The sequence below is a fragment of the Bradyrhizobium sp. 17 genome (assembly GCF_023073515.1).
GTDB lineage: Bacteria > Pseudomonadota > Alphaproteobacteria > Rhizobiales > Xanthobacteraceae > Bradyrhizobium > Bradyrhizobium canariense_D.
Map to the genome: position 1 here is coordinate 1 of NZ_JADPJQ010000058.1, position 12,995 is coordinate 12,995.

The 12,995-nt window shown below is 59.6% G+C and carries 7 protein-coding genes; 3 read left to right on the top strand and 4 right to left on the bottom strand.

Features of this window, described 5'->3' with window-relative positions; genetic code table 11:
- Positions 1 to 89: 89 nt before the first annotated feature.
- The gene (locus IVB13_RS09450; RefSeq protein WP_247488581.1) at positions 90 to 452 is read right to left on the bottom strand and encodes a dodecin family protein; all 363 of its coding nucleotides are present in this window, start codon (positions 450 to 452) and stop codon (positions 90 to 92) included.
- 1,442 nt (positions 453 to 1,894) lie between these two features.
- On the opposite strand from IVB13_RS09450, the gene IVB13_RS09455 reads away from it, so the two are divergent.
- Positions 1,895 to 2,095 (top strand): hypothetical protein, encoded by a 201-nt coding sequence (locus IVB13_RS09455; protein ID WP_247488583.1) that lies wholly within the window; start codon positions 1,895 to 1,897, stop codon positions 2,093 to 2,095.
- A 524-nt stretch (positions 2,096 to 2,619) separates the two neighbouring features.
- On the opposite strand, the gene IVB13_RS09460 is transcribed toward IVB13_RS09455, so the two are convergent.
- A complete protein-coding gene (locus tag IVB13_RS09460) occupies positions 2,620 to 8,499 on the bottom strand; it encodes an AAA family ATPase (protein WP_247488585.1) in 5,880 nt (1,959 codons plus the stop codon).
- Positions 8,500 to 9,635: 1,136 nt separating this feature from the next.
- Here IVB13_RS09460 and IVB13_RS09465 point away from each other — a divergent pair.
- Entirely contained in the window at positions 9,636 to 9,899 is a 264-nt protein-coding gene (locus IVB13_RS09465) for a hypothetical protein (protein WP_007592736.1), read from the top strand.
- A 248-nt stretch (positions 9,900 to 10,147) separates the two neighbouring features.
- Here IVB13_RS09465 and IVB13_RS09470 read toward each other — a convergent pair whose 3' ends face one another.
- Both IVB13_RS09470 and IVB13_RS09475 read right to left on the bottom strand, forming a co-directional pair.
- Entirely contained in the window at positions 10,148 to 10,339 is a 192-nt protein-coding gene (locus IVB13_RS09470) for a hypothetical protein (protein WP_026233663.1), read from the bottom strand.
- A gap of 408 nt (positions 10,340 to 10,747) precedes the next feature.
- On the bottom strand, positions 10,748 to 11,488 hold the full coding sequence (locus tag IVB13_RS09475; protein WP_247455168.1) for a Crp/Fnr family transcriptional regulator: 741 nt from the start codon (positions 11,486 to 11,488) through the stop codon (positions 10,748 to 10,750).
- 1,185 nt (positions 11,489 to 12,673) lie between these two features.
- Between IVB13_RS09475 and IVB13_RS09480 the strand changes: the two genes are divergently transcribed.
- On the top strand, positions 12,674 to 12,995 hold a 322-nt coding region (locus tag IVB13_RS09480), incomplete at its 3' end, for a transposase (RefSeq protein WP_247488587.1).

Consider the following 12,995-nt stretch of genomic DNA (forward strand, 5'->3'; position numbering starts at 1 on the left):
ACCGGGCCACAGTGTCCGGCTAGGCGAACCGGGCAACGCGCCTTTTCCAATGAGTCCTCCTCGCCCTGCATGGGGCGAGGTGCTGAGGCTCAGGAGCCCTCGAACTTGAACGATACGTTGAGCTTGGCGCGATAGGCCTCGATCTTTCCCTTGTCATCGAGCTGCATATCCAGCTTGACGACCTCTGCAATGCGAAGATCTCGGAGAGATTTTGCAGCTTGCTTGACCCCATTCGCGGCGGCCTTCTCCGACGAGTCGTTGCTGGTACCGATCAGTTCAATGACCTTGTAGACGCTATCAGGCATGTCGTCCTCCTGTCCGGGATGACGAAGGAAATCTAGCATCAGGATCTCGACCCCGATATGGGGTGCCCTCCGGAGCCGGAAAGGGACAAAAATTGCATTTGGCGGGGGCAGCTTTTGGCCGGAGCCAACCTGCCGGGCCAGCGCCATCGTGTCCGCTCCTAGCGAGCAGACGGAAAAACGTCCGATTGCCTGTCACTTTCCTGTTTGACCCGGTGCCGACCATTTCAGTCTCGGGTCACTCGATCGCGGCTGCTGAGACTAACCAAAAATACGAACCGGCTAAGCCGTCCAAGCCCCTGGCTCCGGCGCTTGCCACGAGGCAGGGATTCGCATCCGTGCTGGCTTGCCCTTGTCCACCTGCTCTAGCGACGGTCTGTAGATAGCTATCGGTCAGATCTCATGACTTGCCGCGGAAGCACGAGCACTACATTGATCTGGCGATCGAGGATCGTCGTGGCGATGATCGTCGTCTTCGAACTCATCGTGGCGGAGCATTTAACTTAGTGCTAGAGACAACCCTCGCTCAGGCCCGCAGACCGGCATCACATCCACAATCTTGCCTCCCGACCGGTTGCGCTTTCACATTGCCATGCCAGCGTGGAGATCGGTCCAAATCTTACCGCAGCGTCGCCCATCAACCGGGTGGTTGCGTCGCGGACCGAGGACAGGATCGTCGCCCGGCGAAACGTGGACGGCTCGATTAATTGAGCGCGCTGCTGCGTATTGCCGCCAAAGGGCTAGACGAGCTTATGAATTCGGAGGCCAGGCGCGCAACTAATCCATCACGCTGCCAGATTTAAGCCGCATGGGGCCTATATCGCCGCGAAGGCTTTGCCGGTGGGGACGCATTGGCGCGAATATCGGTGTTCGCAGTGCAATAGATCTTGCTCACTGTCTATTCGGTCTTGAACGAGGAGCAGAAGCCCTCCGTGGCCGCGTCGTTCCTTCTTGCTCGCAATTTTCGTTCGACCTTTATGGATCACTCGGCCTCGAGCTTCATGCCTTTCGGCTCGGCCAGAGATCAAAGAGCGTCAAGATGTTCTGCCCCCGCCGCCCTGGAGCAGGACAACGCGACATGCTCGCGATGCTGGCGACGCTGGAGCTCTCGATCTCTGCTCTGTCGCGCCTTGGCCCCTGTCGCTAGCGCCCCTGAAACCTGAACAGCACATCCTGCATGAGCCTCATCCCGCAGGATGCGCTCTTCAGAAGCTAGAACCGACAGCTATCAGCGGCAGCCGTAGCGACCGTTAACCAGAACGCGGAGACATGCCGTGCCAACCGCGGCCGCGCCAACGGCCGCGCCGCCTACGACCGCGCGCCATGTGGTGCGCCGTGCAACGCCGGCGACTGACACGGGTGTCAAGGGGCGCCCGACGCGCAGGGCGCCAATCTCCTCTGTGTGCGCCGTAATGGGCCCTAGGGTTACCGGATCAACCAATTTGCAGCGCCGCGCGCCAATCAGCGTGAGGATGATTGGGGGGCGTGCCCCGAATCGATGTGGTTTGCCATCGAAGCCGTGTGCGAGCGGCCACTAATCCTTACCTCCTCGTGATCTATGGCCTTTCCATGCTCGATCTAGTGGAAGGCGGATGCACTTAGGACGAAGTGATGCACTGGCGCGAGCGGTTCAGGGCTCGCTGCGGGGCGGCCTGACGTTGCTCAGCAACAAGTCCGCTGCCAAGATCGACACGCTGGTCTATCGCATCAATCACGCCCAACCGCGCCCTGTTTCGCCGGCGCAATTCGGAGGAGCGGAAATCGACCCATTGCCAGTGATCAAGGTCCCCTGAGGCACGGCTTACGGGCACCGAGTCGGCCATAGGCTCGATTGCCGCAGTGGTTGACGTGACGAGCGCGAACAGAGCGATGAGAACGAGCGGCGATGTTGGATCAGCGGATCCCCGGTTCGAGCCCCGGTGCGCCAACGATATCAAAACTGTTCGTATTCAATTAAATTACGGATGGGGTCGACGAGAACAAGGCGGATCTCGTGCGACGTTTTTTGCGTATCGTGCCCCGGATAGCAGTGCGACTTATGCTTTTCCTTTGTTTCTGCATCTTCGCGCAATGCGATACGGTGTGCAGATTAAACGGCACAGATTACGCGCTCGTCGTAGAATAGGATGCTGAGGCGCGCAAAACGCACAACCTGTTTTGCCCAGTCGCCTCGTGATCCCTCGACCGTTCTGCGACAGCATGGTGATTTAATCCCCGCCGCGGCAGCCGGGATCGGCAGGGCTGTGATCGACTTGATCTTCTCGATCGCAAAGCGCGAGGTGCGTGCTCGAAGTTGGAACCAGCAATCCGGCCATAATCAAGAAGCGTCGGCAGGGTGGGCTGGTACGGTGAAGTGAAAAATTGCGCCGTGGGGCTGGTTGCGCGTCACCCACAAGCGTCCGGCATGCGCTTCGATAATCGAACGACAGATCGACAGTCCCACCCCCAAACCGCTGGGCTTCGTCGTGTAGAAGGGGGCGAAGGCGTGCTCGAAGGTTTCAGAGCTCATCCCCGGTCCCGAGTCCTTCACCTCGACGAGAACACCGTCCGGTGCACCCTGCGCGGTGGTGATCAGCACTTTCTTGGCTCCATTCACGACCGTGCCGATTGCCTGGACAGCGTTGATAATCAGGTTGAGAACCACTTGTTGCAATTGGACGCGGTCGCCCTCGACAAGCGGTAAGCTGTCTGCAAATTCCGTCTGCACTGAGATGCCGTTCTTCATCGCTTCGCCGCGGGTAAGCTCAATAACGTCCCTGATCGCCTCATTGATGTCCAAGCGATCCTTCCGGGGCGGTGCTTTTTTTACGAGATCGCGAATTCGTTGGATGATGTCGCTGGCCCGAGCGGTATCGTTCATAAGCCAGTCCAGTGATTCCCTGACCCTCTCAAGATCCGGCGGATTTCTGGCCAGGAATCGCGCGGCCGCACCAGCATTCATGGATGCCGCGGCAATCGGCTGGCTCACTTCATGCGCGATCGAGGCCGTGAGTTCGCCCATGGTGGCGAGGCGGTTAGCGTGCGCAAGCTCCTTCTGTATCTCGCGCAGCGCCTCTGCGGCCCGCTTCTGTTCGGTGATGTGCCGTCCAACGCCGCGATAACCGATGAAGTGCCCGGACTTGTCGAGCACCGGTAGCCCGGAGACGGACACGTAGCGCTTGCCGCCATCGGGCGTAGGGCGCGCGAGCTCGAAATCGCGGAACGGCAGGTGGGCATCGAGCGTCTCCCGATGCTTGCGCCAAGCCTCCTCGTCGGGCTCCAAGTAGGGCACTTCCCAGCGCGTCTTACCAAGTTCAGAGCCCGACGCGGGTGCGTCGACCATGCCTTCGGCGAATTCCTGGCGAATGAAACAATGCCGCGCATCGGATTCCCAGTACACGTCGAAAGAGAACTGTACGAGAGTCCGGAAACGCTCCTCGCTCTCCTGCAGAGCCACTTCCGATCGTTTGCGCTCCGTCAGGTCAACGACAAAGGAGACGCCCTGGTCTCGTTGTTCGTCGAACGCAGCCATGCCGATCAACACCGACACGCGGCTTCCGTCCTTGCGGAAATACTCTTTCTCGAACGGCTGCACGCTACCCATCTTTTTTAGTTCCGGGATCCACCATCGCTCGTGGCGGTCGAGCCATTCAGGCGGCGTCAGGTCAGTCCAGCGCAGGCGGCCCGAAACGAGATCCTCACGGTCGTATCCCACGATGCTGAGAAACGCATCGTTGGCCTCCAGAATCGAACCTTCAAGCTCCCAGATGATGATTCCGATGATGTTGGCATCGACAAGGCGTCGGATTTTCGCTTCCCGTTCTCCGAGATCGCGGTACAAAGCCGCATTTTCCAGCGCGATTGCTGCCTGTGAGGCGAGCAGCTTCAGCACCGCAATTCGCGCCGGTGCAACAACGTAGGGCGTCAGTGTGTTCTCGAGGTAAAGCACGCCGATAACTTTCGCACGGTTGATCAGGGGCATGCAGAGAATGGAACGAGCGTTGCGCTGATTAACGTAGGGGTCCGTGGCGAAGGGAGGCTGGACCGTGGCATCCTCGAGAACCGCGCACTCTCTGGTTCGCAGTACGTAATGGAGAACGGATTCGGGAAGGAGATCCGCGGTCACCGCTGTATTGCGCATTTCAACAGTAACTTTATCGCCGGTTGTGGTGGCTTCCGCTTCGATGCGTGGCTCGGTGTCGTGCGACAGGATCAGCAGACCGCGTTCAGCCCCTGCTTGTTCGATGGCAGTGCGCATGAGCGTCTCGATAAGCGTCTCCAGAACCATCTCACCTGACACCGCTTCCGACACCTTGATGACAGTGGCGAGGTCGAGATGCTCGACCGGCGCTCCAATCGTGCTCATCGGGCCTGGCTCTGATCTCGCCTCCTTGAGGTGCGGATGCATATCCTCAAGTTGCCGCACTTTGCCGTCTGCCCCCCAACGAACATAGCAGTCGCGCGCTCTCCGCAAATAGATGCCAGAAAATTCTTCGAAACCACGCTCGCCGTAAAACCGCGCGGCCAATTCATAAGCGAGCGCCTCGTGGTGGACGAAGCCGTTGTCGCGAGCGGAGCGGATGGCTTGTTCATAGAGACGCTCCGCGTCCAGTTCTCTGCCTTGGAGACGGGCGATCTCGGCGCCGGTTAGAATAGCGCGGTCCGCGAAATTCTCCGGGCAATTCTGTGCCCACAAATCGAGCTGCGTGTGGTGCCCAGTCAGGGCCTCAAGGTGCCCTTGACGTTGTTCGGGGTGTGCCGAATTCCGGCATGCAGCGTGCGATAGCGCTGCATAGAACTCGTATTCCACCGTCTCGAGTAGCTGCGGTGGTGACCACGGCAGTCTCCGTGCCTTCGATGCGGCGTCGACGGCCGCCGAATAGTCGCCGGCAAAGAAGCACGCTTGCAGCTTGCGGATCCAATACCAGCTCTCGGGCAGCGCGAATGCCGGATCGGCGGCCAAACGCCGTTCGAACCGAAGCTCGTCCGACGGGTCGTCGTGCAGAGCGCCGAAACGCCGCGTCAGGCCGCGCAGCATACGGATTAGCCCAACCTGCGGCATTATGATGTGGGCCACCAACGCAAACTTCGCCTTCTTGCTCAACTGCAACCCGTGCTCGGCTTCGCGCTGCGCTTCTGCAAGCGCATCGCCCGCCGCAAGGAAATTCGTATTCAAGCTGGCGCAACTGAAGGCCGCGAACGTGACATCGCCACTGCTGCTCGCGGCCTCAAATGCCCGCTGAAAGGCGTCTCGGGCATGCTGGAGCTGCTTGGTCCATGAAAGGACAAGGTTGCCATAGTTCAGGTAGGTCCTGGCGTGCACGCGCGAAAATCCGCACCGCTCGACCAGCTCAGTGCCGATACGGCTGAATCGAAGGCCCGCCTGATAGTCGCCGAAGCGCGCGCCGGCAATGGCGCCGAACATGACGTAAGGAACGCATGAAGCATCGTTGTTCCCCCACTCGAGGCTGATCTCCACCGCTTTTAGGGCCACCAGTGAGCGAAGGTTCGCATCAGTGAAAAACGCCGGCGGCATGAGCGCCGTCAAAAGATCTATGGTCGCTAGTGCGAGTGCATCACTCATTAGCGGCAGATCCAATAGCTCCTCGACCGACCGATTCGCGAGCCGAGATCGGACGTGCTCGTATTCGCGTCGGACGTCATCATCGCTTGGGTGGACTACCCATCGAATCCCGAGTTGTTCCAGATAGCTGAGACCGGTGCTAACCGCGCGGTCCGGCTCACTGAGCGCCGTATACAGATCCACCCGGCGGCGCGCGACGACAGCAAGGTCGGCGGCGGTCGCGGTTCGCGTCGTCAGCTCCTGTAAGCGCTGTTCTGCCTCCAGGACCGAGCCAGTCACGAACTCGCATTCGGCGCGATGCAACTCGAACGCAAAGGCAAGCTGCTGGCGTTGTTCCCAGCAGTCGTCTGGTAACAATGCGGCACCGGCAGCGGCATAGTTGAGCGATGCCGCGTAGGCCGCCGCCCCCCACGCGCGCAGGCTGGCTGTCAGATTAAGCTCTGCGAGTTGCTCGCGTTCGTCTCGCGAGGTGATCAAGGACTCGCCACGGTTGAGCTGGTTGACGATCTCGAAAATAGCCTTCTCCCACTTCTCCCGGGGGGTCTGCGCCAGTAGCTCCCGACCGATTCGCAAATGCAGCGCCGCGCGTTGATCATCAGCAATCAGCGAGTAGGCGGCTTCGTGCACTCGATCGTGGACAAACCGATACACTCCTGGCTGGTGCTCGACCAATTCCTGGCGAATGGCCTCCCACAGATCCGCGTGTACCCGCTGCTCGGAGCGACCGAGGACGATCGAAATTGTCCTCGTGTCGGCGACGTTGCCGAGACAGGCCAGCCGCTGCAGCGTGATCTGCGTCTCGGCAGGCAGGCGGGTCAGCTTTGCGATCATCAGATCCACGACATTGTCGGTGTGGCCCTTGACGCGAATGCGAGCGAGATCCCAGCACCAGAACCGTGCGTCATGATCGAAGCGGACCAATCCCTCTTCGGCAAGCGCCTGAAGGAATTGAATCACAAAGAATGGGTTGCCGGCCGTCTTATCGTGAATCAACTTCGCGAGTGGCGCGGCACGCTTCGAATTGCAGCGAAGAGCATCGGAAATCAAACGCGAAATGTGTGAGCTGGCAAGCGGCGCTAGAATGATCTGCTGCACGTTAGCGCCAGCACTCTTTATGGCTTCAAGCCTGTACCACAATGGATGAGCGACAGTGACCTCGTTGTCGCGAAAGGCGCCGATGAGCATCAGGTATTGCAGATCGGAGCGGGTTAAAAGGTCCTCAACCAGATCGAGGGTGGCGGCATCGACCCACTGGAGATCGTCGAGGAACAACGCCAATGGATGCTCGGACTGTGCGAATACCCCTATGAAGCGCCGGAGCACGAGACGGAAGCGGTTCTGTGCTTGCTGCGGGGGGAGCTCAGGGACGGGTGGCTGCTCTCCGACGATCAGCCGCAATTCAGGGATCAGGTCGGTAACGAGTCGTCCATTGGCGCCCAGCGCACCATGAAGCGCTTGGCGCCAGTGCGTCAGCTCGGCTTCGTTCTTGCTCAGAAGGAACCGCACGAGGCTCTGAAAAGCCTCCACTACCGTTGAATAGGGAATATCGCGTTTGTATTGGTCGAACTTGCCTGATGCGAACAGCCCGTGGGACGGAACAAGGCGACGATGGAGCTCATTGACTACCGAGGATTTACCAACGCCGGAATAGCCGGTAACCAGCATCAATTCCGGCGCGCCGCTCTTGATCATCCGGTCAAAGGCGGCCAGCATGGCTTCAATCTCGCGGTCCCGTCCGTAGAGCTTCTCAGGGATCCGCAGTCGGTCGGGCGTGTCGTATTGTGCGAGCGCAAACTCTTCGACGCGGCCTCCGGTTTCCCATTCGATCAGGCAGCGGCGTAGATCATGTTCGAGGCCTGAAGCGCTCTGGTAGCGTTGCTCGGCGGATTTGGCGAGCAGCTTGAGGACTATGGTCGAGATTGCAGCCGGTACAGTGCTTACCCGCTCGCCGGGCGCCACCGGCTTTCGCGCAATGTGGCAATGCACCCACTCCATGGAATGTGCCGCTGAGAACGGCAACGCGCCGGTCAGCATCTGATAGAGCGTAACGCCAAGTGAATAGAGGTCACTGCGGAAATCGATCGAGCGGTTCATCCATCCGGTCTGTTCGGGCGCCATGTAGGGCAGCGTGCCCACGATGAATTCCGGCGGCCCAGGGGCGCGTCGCTCGCGGGCGAGGCGCGAGGCGATACCGAACCCGGTGAACCGGACCCGTTCGTCCTCGCAGTTCACCATAATATGCGCCGGCTTCACGTCCTTGTGGACGAGGCCGCGTTGGTGCACCTTGTTCAGGGCTGCGGCGATGCCGATCGCGAGCTGCAAAAAGCGTCCGATGTCCATGGGCGCACCAAGCAACTGTTCGAGCGGCTGGCCACCAGGATCCTCAAGCAGCAGCACTGGACGGTCACCATCGCACTCCAGCCCGAGCGGCCGCATTGCCCAGGTCTCATCTAATTGGTCTTTCAGCGCAAACTCGTGATCAAGACGATCGAGGAGGCCGGACGAAGCGTGTTTCGCCTTGGGAAGTACCGCTAATACAGTTCTGCATGCGCCATCGGAAGCCGGACGCAATGGCCGACAAAAGATGCGGTCATCGTCCTCCCATAGCACTTGGAACCTGCTGTCCATGCGCATCAACCCAAAACACTGGGTTCAACCCCGAAGCCTCCGCGTGACCAATGTCAGGTGAGGAGGTACTGTGTTGCGCTCTGTGGCCACATCGACACTGCCATAAAAGCGGGGTTCTGCCCAGCGTAAGCTGCGGCGCCAGGCAGATGACGGCGAGAAAGCCGAAGCGGCGCTAGCCGGACATCAACCGTGATCGCGCGCGAGCCGGCGGGCGAATTCAGCGGTGTATCGAACTCGAAATATGCTGCCCGATGCGTCGCCACAACTTCTGCTGGCCGTCCGGACGCTCGAATGCGAACGGCTTCTGCGGCTCAGGTGTGGTCTGGGCAGCGGATTGCTGTGCGGTGCGGCCCACGAGCTGATTGGCTCATAAAGCGGACGCGCACCGCCTTTGATTTCGGTCGCCGGCCTTCATCCTACTCAGTGGTAACAATCCGTGGTTAATGTCACCATCATTCAGAATTCAGAGCTATCGGATGTAGGCGCGCCAGCCGCTGACAGCGCCCTTTACATCCCGCGGGGTCGATTGGCTTCGCCGCTGGCGTTTCGGTTCTCATGTTGTGCGCGGATCGGCCGATCCGTCGACCGTGCAGGCCACAGCCTCAAATAGCAGTTTGAGATAGTTGCAGGTCCTGATTTGCACTTATGCGGCTGTGTCGTTGGTTCGTTGGTTCGAACGTTTGTGAGATAGTACGACGTCCGAGGACACTTCCTGAAAGTAGCTCAGGCTTGCCCATGATGGACTGGAGCGAGAGAGGATGATCGTACCGGTGGTCATCCGCGCAGAGGGTTGAATTGCTGGTCGGCATCGTGAGGTCCTCCCCAGGCGGCGCGGGAGAGGTTTGTGCCCGTTAACAGCGGCGCCGGCCGGCGTGTCGCGCCCTTGGGTTCCTGAGATGATCAGAGCGGCCTGTCCCGTTGCGCAATGCAGCTTACATGGGGACGTCAATTGTCGCACATCTGTGTCGACGAGCCTGGATTTGTACGGGGTTCGCCAGCATAGGCGGGCCGGTGCTCACGAAGCTGGGGCATGAAAGCAACAGTCCACAACACGTTGCACCAGCGCACCACTGTTAATTTGCGCGATCGGGACGATTCAGGCCTGCTCTCTGCAACGAACCTAGTAGCTGCGGGGGATGACAATGACTGTCACGCGTGCGATTGGCGCTGCTGCCTTGTTTCTGATGACGCTTAGCTCTGAAGCCTATGCTGCGCGCCAGCACAGACCGGGAGAGCGGATTTCTTGCTCAGAGGTCAAATACTACGTTGCTAAGTATTCGGCGGCCCTGGCTGAGATGTATGCCCGTAACCACGGGGCCACCGGCGCCCAGATCGAGCGGGCGCGGCGTTGCTTGGCCTCGAATGAGGCTGCCGAAACAGGGCAACGCAGGTCCTATAGCGAATGAGCATGACGCAGCCTTCGTAATAAAGCGCGCTGGCCGGGGATATCCTGCAAGGTCAGGGCTGTACGCCTACCCGCGGTCGCAGCTGACGATCGAAGTTAGCTGATTGCCTTGCACGCGCAGATAGGCCTTCCGACTAGTGGCCAGGCGAGCGCGCGATTGCACACTCGCACGCGAGGCCGCTCCGCAGTCATGTCCTCCTCCGCTCATCGCATGCTGATTCCCAATCATCGGTGTCGGGCCATATCCTCTTATCGCTCCAATTTGGTGCCAAAGGCTGTCGCAGCAATTGCACGCTCGACCTCGGAAGCCAACACGCTCAGATGATCGGCAAGCCTCGCGAACAACTCTCGCTTTTGCAGGTCGGTGGCCAGATCGCTGATCGATTTGCAGTCGGCTGCGTCTTTGAGGAGGTTCTCCAGCTGCTCTTGCATGTCTCTCATCGTTTGTGTGCCCCAAAGGCACCCTCGGCTTCATTCAGTTGAACTGATTGAGGCGTACTTGAGCTCCCGCCGATCCATTTCCGAACGGAGCGATTCAGCATAGGTGCGCAGATTGTCGCCAACAACGCGGGAGCGTCCGCCATTTGCGCGATCAGCCAACACCTGTCGCCGCACGCTTTCCCAAAGAGACAATAAGGTCTGATCTTTCGTTTGAAAAGGTCATCCACAGGCCTCCAGTACATGGCGCGCCGATAGTACGCGTACCTCATGAGCGGGATTGTTCGGTTGCGGACATTGCCGTGGAGAAGCTAGGCGCCCGTTGCACATTGGCCACATCGTCCATGTCCGGGATAACGGGCTATCACGCCGAAAGGCGCGGTGGTTTGCGGCATCCCCCCGTTTCAGTTACTACGTCGGCAGAACCAAAGCGCGAGACCGGGCTGCATTCATAGAGAAGATCCCCTCGATTTCGAGACGCATGGTATCGTGGCATTCGCACGCCACCGCTGCGAGCCGCAATGGGTCAATCTCGATTTCTCCTCGCCGTTCAGATCTGATCGCTCCGGAAGCGCGCAGGTTGCGCATCAGGAGCGTCACTGTCGTTCGTCGCACACCCAGTATTTGCGAAAGCGCCTCTTGGGTGAGTGCGAGGACGTCGTGGTCGGCACGGTCGCGAAGATGGAGCAGCCAGCGTGCCATGCGGGCTTGGGCCGGATGCAGCGCATTGCAGGCGCCGCCGATTTGTAGCTGTATCAGCATCGCTTTGAAATGAATCTGGACTGCGTGGCGGATCGCGGGGCTTCGGCTAAAAGCGGCGTGGAATCGCGATGAGGGGATCCGCGAGGCGATGCCCGCGGCACGAACGACGGCGGTAACGGCCGAAGGGGACGGCCCTAGCACGGAAAGAGTGCCTACTGCTCCCTCGCGCCCTATTGCGGCGCTGGCGACCGTCTGTCCGTTGGCCATGTCGATCATCACAGAAATGGCGCCACTATGAGGAAAGAGGACGTGCTCGGTCTGGTCACCCGCCTGCGAGACGACCGCATCCCGATCGAGCGCTACCATCTCTAGCTCGGGCGCCAGCAGATCGAGGTCCGCCGCCGGTAGTGCTGCCAGAAGTCGGTTACCAATTTCGCCGGGAAGCGTCACTGCGGCCTCCTCGAACGATCCGCCGCATCGCATTTCGAGCGTCATAGGGCGGCCAACTCGAACTTTGTTTGAATCCGCCTACGCCTCGCGCCCCGAAGTCCAATTCAGCTGCGGAAGCTCTCAATCTCAAAAACTCCAACCACACGCGCCTCGGAGGCGAATTGTTGTCTCTCAGGATGTTTTAGGAGTTAGGTCCCAGCGCCCCGCTGCACAATTGCGAAATGCGCATGGGTAACACCATAGGGAGTTCCGCTTTCCGGGACGCGGCAAACGCCGCGGCGATCTCGGAAGTGTGGGGCTCGGCTTGACCTAGAAGCTCAACAGCTACGTGATGAAGCCGGGTCATTTCCGCCAGGACAAACGAGACAGTCTGCTTAGGAAGGCCCGGCAGAACGAATTCACGTCTCAGATAACCGAGTGGCTGACCTTGCCAAGATGGCAGCCACCGAAATAGGGCGCCTCCGTTGGCGCATGAGTGGCGGCTCAAACGAGCATCCACATCGTAAACGCGGCGGAGAGGCAGATCGTGCCCACGACAGTCATTCCGGCAAAGAAGCGCTCGGTTCGATCCATGTCGATCACCTTCCAGATCGATCGACGCCCATAAACGTTTAAAGCTGCACGCTGGCTCCTGCTTGCGCGCGTCGTAATCTGTCAGAGCTTACGTCCCATTAGACGGTGTGAGCGCACTCGTGCGACGAACGAAGACGACGCCGATCCACGAGTTGGAGCGTTACATGCGGTGCAAGGATTGTTCGGACGTGCGGGGCTATTGCAGCGGGCAAAACGGACGATCTGTTCTGTCTGTCGCAGAAAGATACCGTTGATGCAGAACCAAAACCAGAATGTTCGGGTCGGGATTCGAGTCGTATCGCCACCAACATGGCAACGACTTTGTACGCTAAAGTACGATCTTCTACGATGTTGTACTCTGACGGCAGCGGTTCGAGCGCTCGTACGGATTGTCTCAGCCGCGAAAGCGCGGCGAACCTTCTGAAAGTCAGGTCGATGCCACAAGCGGGCGTTGCGGGACAGCGGGCCCGAAGAAGGGGCGGCCGAGTTCGACCGGCTCGGACGCAGGGGAACGCTTCCTCCTTCTACTGAGGCTGGTCCGGTCCCTTTGACCTTGCCCCGCGGGCTTAATCCAGTTTGAAGTTCGTTCTGGCCCAAGACAAGGACCAGAGCATGAAGCGCAATCGCTTCTCGGAAGAGCAGATCATCGGGATTTTGAAGGAGCACGAGGCTGGGATCTCGGTCGCCGATCTCTGCCGCAAGCATGGCGTCAGCGACGCCAGTATCTACAAGTGGAAAGCTAAATTCGGCGGGATGGATGTCTCGGAGGCTAAGCGGCTGCGGTCGCTTGAGGACGAGAACACGAAGCTGAAGCGCTTGCTGGCTGACGCCATGCTGGATAATGCGGCGCTCAAGGATCTCCTGGCCCGTGCAAGGTCGTTTAATGAGGACGATGCAGTCTGCACAAATGTATCCGGCCTCTTGCAAGTGGGCC

Excerpts from the sequence above, each read along its gene's own strand:
- IVB13_RS09450 (WP_247488581.1), bottom strand. The coding sequence starts at position 452 with ATGGCGCTGGCCCGGCAGGTTGGCTCCGGCCAAAAGCTGCCCCCGCCA.
- IVB13_RS09455 (WP_247488583.1), top strand. The coding sequence starts at position 1,895 with ATGCACTTAGGACGAAGTGATGCACTGGCGCGAGCGGTTCAGGGCTCG.
- IVB13_RS09460 (WP_247488585.1), bottom strand. The coding sequence starts at position 8,499 with ATGCGCATGGACAGCAGGTTCCAAGTGCTATGGGAGGACGATGACCGC.
- IVB13_RS09465 (WP_007592736.1), top strand. The coding sequence starts at position 9,636 with ATGACTGTCACGCGTGCGATTGGCGCTGCTGCCTTGTTTCTGATGACG.
- IVB13_RS09470 (WP_026233663.1), bottom strand. The coding sequence starts at position 10,339 with ATGAGAGACATGCAAGAGCAGCTGGAGAACCTCCTCAAAGACGCAGCC.